This window comes from uncultured Aquincola sp. (genome assembly GCF_964001545.1).
GTDB lineage: Bacteria > Pseudomonadota > Gammaproteobacteria > Burkholderiales > Burkholderiaceae_C > Aquincola.
The window spans coordinates 1-7,258 of sequence record NZ_CAXFDV010000690.1 but is presented as its reverse complement, the minus strand read 5'-3'; the positions used below and the strand labels follow the sequence as shown (position 1 = coordinate 7,258).

Genomic DNA, 7,258 nt, shown 5'->3' with positions numbered 1-7,258 from the left:
GTGCCCGCGATGGGCCTGCACGACGATTTCTTCGACCTGGGCGGTGATTCGGTGGTGGGCATCCAGCTGGTGTCGCGTGCCCGCCGCGCCGGCTGGCCGCTGACGGCCCGGCAGGTGTTTGAGCTGCGCACCGTGGCCGCGATGGCTGCTGCCGCCCAGGCCGCCGCCGACGGCGCGGCGCGTGCGGCCGCCACGGTCACGGTCACGGCCACGCTGGAAGCGGTCAGCCCCGCGACGGGCGACACGCCCCTACGACCGCCCGGCCCCACGCCCGATCCTTCCAACGTGGCCGATGCGGTGGCCTTGTCGCCCATCCAGCATTGGTTTTTCGGCCTGCCGCTGCAGCAGCCCGGCCACTGGAACCTGGGCCTGGTGGTGGCCACACCGGCCGACCTGGACCCGGCGCTGCTGCGCAGCGCCCTGCAAGCCGTGGTGGCGCAGCACCCGGTGCTGCAGCAGCGCTTCGTGCAGGGCGAAGCGGGCTGGCAGGCACGGCAGGGCCCGCCGGCGGCGGTGGACTTCGAGTCGGTGGACCTGTCGGCAGAGGCCGACGAGGCGGCGCTGCAGGCCGCCTGGCACGCCCTGGCCGTGCGGGCGCAACGCCCCTTCGATCTGGCGGCCGGGGGGCTGTTGCGCGCGGTGCATGCGCAGGCCGGCGCGCGGCCGGGGCGGCTTTTCCTCGGCCTGCACCACCTGGTGGTCGACCTGATCGCCGCCCGGCTGCTGCTGCAGGCGTTGGACGACGAACTGCAGGCCCGGCTGCAGCCCCCGGCCGCAGGCGCCGTGCCGGCGCGGGCGGCGGTGGCTGGCACGCCCTGGGCCCGCTGGACCGAATGCCTGGTGGCCCATGCCCAGAGCGCCGGCTGCCGGGCCGCGGCTGCCCATTGGTCGCGGCAGGGCGCGCAGGCCTTCACGCCCTTGCCGCGCGAGCTGGCCGGCGGCGCCAACACCCACGACAGCAGCGCACAGCTGTGGCTGCAGCTGAATGCGCCGCGCACCGCGCAGTTGCTGGCGCGCAGCGGCGGCGGCACCGGCCTGGCCGGTGCGCTGCTGGCCGCGCTGGCGCAGGCCGTGTGCGGCTGGAGCGGCCAGCCGCACCTGTGGGTGGAGGTGGAGGGCCATGGCCGCACCGCGGTGGCCGACGAGCTCGATGTCTCGCGCAGCATCGGCTGGTTCACCGCCCCCTTCCCGGTGTGCGTGGCCGCTGGCCCCGACCCGCTGCACGCCGCGCAGGCGGCCGCGCGCGCCCTGCGTGAAGCGCCGCTGGGCGGCATGAGCTTCGGCCTGCTGCGCCACCTGCATGCCGACCCCAACCTGCGCGCCGAGATGGCCGCGCTGCCGGTGCCCGAGGTGGTGTTCCTGTTCGAGGGTGCCGTGCCCTCGGCGGCGGACGAAGACGGCCGCCTGCTGCACCTGCTGGACATCCAGTCCGCCCCCGGCCGGGCAGGCACCGACCCGCGCAGCCATGTGTTCGAGGTGCATGCCCGGCTGGAAGGGGGCTGCCTGCAGCTGGGCTGGGGCTTCAGCCGCCAGCTGCATGCGCAGTCCACGGTGCAGGCGCTGCTGGTGGCGATGGCCGACGCGCTGCAGGCGCCCGCACAGGCGCCCGTGCAAGCCCCGCGGCGCGCGCCGCTGTCCTTCGCGCAGGAGCGCATCTGGTTCCTGCAGCAGCTCGATGCCGAGGCCACCGTCTTCAACAAGCAATGCCTGGTGATGCTGGAAGGCGAGCTGGACCTGCCGGCGCTGCAGGCCGCACTGGACGACCTGCGGGCGCGGCACGACAGCCTGCGCACCCGCTTCGTGCTGGAGGCCGGTACGCCGTACCAGTGCATAGAGCCGCCGGCGCCCGGGCCCCTCGCGCTGCAGGACCTGGCCGGTGCCGACGATCAGGCCGCCCACCGGCTGGCCCGCGAACTGGCGTGCCGGCCCTTCGACCTCGGCCGGGCGCCGCCCTGGGACCTGCGGCTGCTGCGGCTGGCGCCTGACCGCCATGCCCTGCTGCTGACCCTGCACCACATCGTCACCGATGCCTGGTCGCTGCAGGTGCTGGTGGGCGACCTGGCGCGGCTGTATGCGGCGCGGCAGCGGCCGCCCGGCCAGCCGCTGCCGCCGCTGCCGCGGCAGTTCAGCGACTTTGCGCAGGCGCAGCGGCAAGCGCTCAGCGGCGAGCCGCTGCAGGCGCTGCTGGCCCACTGGACGCAGCGGCTGGCGGGGCTGGCGCCGCTGGACCTGCCGGCCGACCGGCCGCGGCCGGCGGTGCAGCGCTTCGACGGTGCCCGCGTGCACTGGCGCTGGCCGGCGCCGCTGACGGCGGCGCTGCGCACACTGGGCCGCAGCGCCGGCTGCTCGCCGTTCATGGTGCTGCTGGCCTTGTACAAGCTGCTGCTGCACCGCTACACCGGCCAGACCGACATCGTGGTCGGATCGCCATCGGCCGACCGGCCCGACGTGGACACCGAGTCGCTGCTGGGTCCGCTGGTCAACAACCTGGTGCTGCGCACCGACCTGCAGGGCGCGCCCGACATGCGCGAGCTGCTGGCCCGCGTGCGCCACACGGTGCTGGAAGCCAACGAACACCGCGACCTGCCGTTCGAGAAGCTGGTGGAAGCGCTGCGGCCCACCCGCGACCGCAGCCGCAGCCCGCTGTTCCAGGTGATGTTCGCGTACATGAACGTGCCGCCCGCCAGCGCCGAGTGGCCCGGCCTGCGCGCCAGCGTGCAGGAGCTGGACGTCGGCGGCGCCGAGTTCGACCTGTCGCTGTATGCCTATGCCCCCGCCGGTGGCGAAGGCGCCGAATGGACCGGCTGGTTCGAGTACAGCACCGCCTTGTTCGACGCCGCCACCATCGAGCGGCTGGCCGGCCACCTGCAGGCGCTGGCCGAGGCCGCCTGCCGCGCGCCCGACCAGCCAGTGACCCAGCTGCCGCTGATGGCCGCGGCCGAGCGGGCGCAGGTGATCGACGGCTTGAACCGCACGGCGGTGGCGCATGCCCACGTGCCATCGCTGCAGGCGCTGGTGGAGCAGCAGGTGGCGCGGCGGCCGGGCCAGGTGGCCGCGGTGTTCGATGACGTGAGCTTCAGCTATGCCGAGCTGGACCGCCGCGCCAACCGGCTGGCGCGGCACCTGCGCACGCTGGGCGTGCAGCCCGACGACCGCGTGGCCGTGTGCATCGACCGGGTCGGCGCGATGCTGGTGGCCCTGCTGGCCACGCTCAAGGCCGGCGCCGCCTATGTGCCGGTGGACCCGGGCTACCCCGACGAACGGGTGCAGCACATGGTGGCCGACAGCGCCGCGGTGGTGGTGCTCACGCAGGCCCGCTGGCGCAGCCGCTTTGCCGCCCAGCCCGGGCGCCGCGTGGTGTGCCTGGACCAGGAGGCGGCGCTGCTGCAGCAGCTGGACGGCACGCCCTTGCCTTCGGTGACGCAGCCCGGGCACCTGGCCTACGTGATCTACACCTCGGGCTCCACCGGGCTGCCCAAGGGCACGCAGATCGAGCATGGCGCCGTGGTCAATTTCCTGCAGGCGATGCAGCGCGCCCCCGGCCTGCAGCCCGACGATGCGCTGCTGGCGGTCACCACCATCTCGTTCGACATCCATGTGCTGGAGCTTTTTTTGCCGCTTTGCTGCGGTGCCCGCGTGGTGGTGGCCTCGCGCGAGCTGGCGGCCGATGGCGCGCGCCTGCGCCAGCGTCTGGAAGCTGGCGACATCACGGCGATGCAGGCCACGCCGGCCACCTGGCGCATGCTGCTGGAAGCCGGCTGGGCCGGCCACCCGCGGCTGAAGCTGCTGTGCGGTGGCGAGGCGCTGGCGTCCGACCTGGCCGCTGCGCTGCTGGCGCGCTGCGACGCACTGTGGAACCTCTACGGCCCCACCGAGGCCACGGTGTGGGCCACGTCCGAGCAGCTGCAGTCGGCCGATGCGCCCATCAGCATCGGCCGCCCGTTCGACAACATGCGCGCCTACGTGCTCGACGCGGAAGGACAGCCGCTGCCGGTGGGTGTGCCCGGCGAGCTGTGCCTGGGCGGTGCCGGCGTGGCGCGCGGCTACCTGAACCGGCCGCAGCTCGATGCCGAGCGCTTCCGGCCCGACCCGTTCCTGGCCGGCGGGCGGCTCTACCGCACCGGCGATCTGGCGCGCTGGCGGCCCGATGGCCGGCTGGACGTGCTGGGCCGCCTGGACCACCAGGTCAAGCTGCGCGGGCACCGGGTCGAGCTGGGCGAGATCGAAGCCGTGCTGGGCCGCCATGCGGCGGTGGCGCAATGCGTGTGCGTGGTGCGTGAAGACCGGCCCGGCGACCAGCGGCTGGTGGCCTACCTGATCGGTCAGGGCGCGGCGGCCGAGCGGCCCGCGCTGCCGGTGCTGCGCCAGTTCGCGGCGGCCCGGCTGCCCGACTACATGCTGCCCTCGGCGCTGGTGTGGCTGGACGCCTATCCGCTGACACCCAACAACAAGGTGGACCGGCGCGCGCTGCCGGCGCCGGCGGCGGCCGTGCCGGCCGCTCCGCCCACCGCGGCCGGGCCGCTGACGCCGGCGCAGGCGTTTTTTGCCGACATCTTCAGCACCGTGCTGGGCCAGCCCGTGGTGCAGGCCTACGACAACTTCTTCGACCTGGGCGGCCACTCGTTGCTGGCCATGAAGGTGGTGGACCTGGCCCAGCAACGCGGTGGCATCCGGCTGCACCCCGGCGAGCTGTTCCAGCAGACGGTGGGCCAGCTGGCCGCCTTGCACGGCGCCCGCCTGGGCGGCGTGTCGCCGGTGGCCGTGCCGGGCACCGAGCGTGTGCTGCCGCGCTTTTTCAGCGGCGCGGCCGGCAGCCTGTACGGTTGCCTGCACCCGCCGCTGCCGGACGCCGGCACCGCGGGGCACTCGCCGGGCGAGGGGCTGGCCGTGCTGCTGTGCCCGCCCATCGGGCCCGACTACGCTCGTTCGCACCGGGCGCTGCGGCAGCTGGCGGCGCAGCTGGCGCGCCGCGGCGCGCATGTGCTGCGCTTCGACTACCACGGCCTGGGCGACTCGGAGGGCGAATCCGAAGCGCTGCGGCTGGACCTGTGCCGACGCGACATCGGCCACGCCATCGACGAACTGCAGCGGCGCTCCGGCCTGCGCACGGTGGCGCTGGCGGGCCTGCGGCTGGGGGCCACGCTGGCCCTGCAGGCGGCCGCCGGCCGCACCGATGTGTCGCGGCTGCTGCTGTGGCACCCGGTGTGGGACGGGCGGCAGCTGCTGACCGAATGGCGGGCCGAGCACCAGGCCTTTCTGCAGGCGCTGGGTTATGGCGGCGCCGGCACCGAAGGGCAGGCGCTGGGCGTGCCGCTGCCCGACGCGCTGGTGGCCGAGCTGCAAGGCTTGGCCGACAGCCTGTCGGCGCGGGCGGCTGGTGCGGGTGGGGCTGCGGCAGCGCACTGGCCGCCGCAGCTGCGCTGCCTGCTGGCCGAAGGTCCGGGCGCCCATGGGCTGCCGCCCGGGCTGGCCGCCGCGGTGCCGCCCGGCCTGGAGCGGCGGACTCTGGCAGCCGGCCTGCCGTGGCAGGCCGATGCGCAGGACAGCCCGGTGCCCGCCGACACCTTGCGCCTGCTGGCCGACTGGCTGGCCGGCGACGTCATCCGCTCGCTGGAAGCCGTCTCATGATCGAAGAACGTGTGCTGATGTTCGGGCCCGGCGCCAGCCAGGTGGGCGTGCTCAATGAGCCCAGCGCCAAGGCCGGCGACGGCCGGCTGGCCGTGATCTTCCTCAATGCCGGCTGGCTGCACCATGTGGGCCCCCACCGGCTGCATGTGCAGCTGGCGCGGGCGCTGTCGCGCCGCGGCCTGGCCAGCCTGCGCATCGACCTGTCGGGCATCGGCGACAGCCCGCCGCGGGCCGACCACCGGTCGATCTACGACCTGGTGCGCCTGGAACCCGGCGAAGCCATGGATGCGCTGGATGCGCAGGGCTTCCAGCGCTATGCGCTGGTGGGCATCTGCTCCGGCGCGTACAGCGCCTTCCACGTGGCCTGCGACGACCGGCGGGTGGTGTCGGCGGTGATGATCAACCCCGAAGACCTGATGCAAGGCGAGGGCGGTGACGCCGCCGACCTGAGCCAGGCCTGGGCCCGCCGCTACTGGACGCGTTCGGTGCTGCGGCCGCGGGCCTGGCTCAACCTGGTGTCGGGCCGCGTCAACTACCAGCGGCTGCTGGACACGCTGGTGCGCCAGCTCAGGCCGTCGCCGGCCGCGGCCGGCGCAGCGGCCGGCGGTGGCCTGCAGGCACTGCGTGCGCGTCTGCTGGCCGCCACCGCGGGCGGCCGGCTGAAGCTGCTGTTCATCAGCTCGGGCGATGACGTCAGCCGCGAATACCTCGACCTGCTGCTGGACGACCCGACCCGCCGCCGGGCCGAAGGCGCCGTCGAGCATGAGGTGCTGGAGCGCTGCGACCACCTGTTCGGCCGCCTGGAAGACCAGCGCCGCCTGCTGGACCTGCTGCTGCCCTGGCTGGCCGGGCCGACACAGGCGCCGCGGCCTCAGGGCCTGTCGAAGCCGATGTCGTCGAAGTACGCGATGCGCTGAACCACCGGCGAGCGGAACTCGTCGTGCGACCAGGCGGGCACGTAGACGCCGAACTTCATGTAGGGCGCCACGAAGTCGTGGTACGTGTTGGGTCCGCCGGCATCGGCCACCAGCAGGCCGTCCTTGCGCACCTGCACCCGACCCTCGCCCTGCCAGGCCCAGCGCACGCGGAACTCCCAGTCCACCCAGCGACCCCGGTCCAACGGCCCCGACCACAGCAGGCGGTTGCCCTCGGGGTGCTCGGGCAGCAAGGCGAACTTGGTGACGCGCTTGCTGTCCCAGAAGTTGTCGACGATCCAGCGATCGCCGATCACCGCCACCCGCAGCGGCATCGAAGGCCCGCCTTCCAGCAGCAGCTTGTCGGACACCGAATGCCACTGCACCAGGTTCACCGGCAGCGGGTCGGTCGCCCAGTCGGCAGGCAGGTAGATGCTGAAGCGGTAGCGGTATTCACCGCCCATGGCCGCGGCCGGCAGGCGCACTTCGGCCCGCTGGTTGCCGCGCACCAGCGGGTCTCCGCGGCGCAGCTCGAAGCGCGCCACGTGGCGGCCCGAGCGTGGCGGCGGCCCGTTGCCGACCACCCGCATCGAGTGTTCGCAGCACAGTTGCTGCCAGCCCAGCCGGCGCCATTGCCGCAGATCGCCGCTTTCGAAATCGTCGGCAAAAGGCAGCAGCTCGTCCTTGGGCAGGCTGTAAATCCAGAAACCCACGCC

Annotated in this window: 3 protein-coding genes; 2 read left to right on the top strand and 1 reads right to left on the bottom strand. The window is 73.9% G+C overall.

The window, feature by feature from the left end; genetic code table 11:
• Positions 1-9 precede the first annotated feature (9 nt).
• Both ABNT58_RS24300 and ABNT58_RS24295 read left to right on the top strand, forming a co-directional pair.
• Entirely contained in the window at positions 10-5,628 is a 5,619-nt protein-coding gene (locus tag ABNT58_RS24300; RefSeq protein ID WP_348755970.1) for an amino acid adenylation domain-containing protein, read from the top strand.
• Positions 5,625-6,545, top strand: a complete 921-nt coding sequence (locus ABNT58_RS24295; RefSeq protein WP_348755969.1) for an alpha/beta hydrolase — start codon at positions 5,625-5,627, stop codon at positions 6,543-6,545. The genes ABNT58_RS24300 and ABNT58_RS24295 overlap by 4 nt, the downstream gene beginning before the upstream one ends.
• Here the strand turns inward: ABNT58_RS24295 and ABNT58_RS24290 are convergent.
• The coding region (locus ABNT58_RS24290) for a polysaccharide lyase (protein ID WP_348755968.1) at positions 6,500-7,258 on the bottom strand (759 nt) is incomplete at its 5' end. The two genes, ABNT58_RS24295 and ABNT58_RS24290, sit on opposite strands and share 46 nt — an antisense overlap.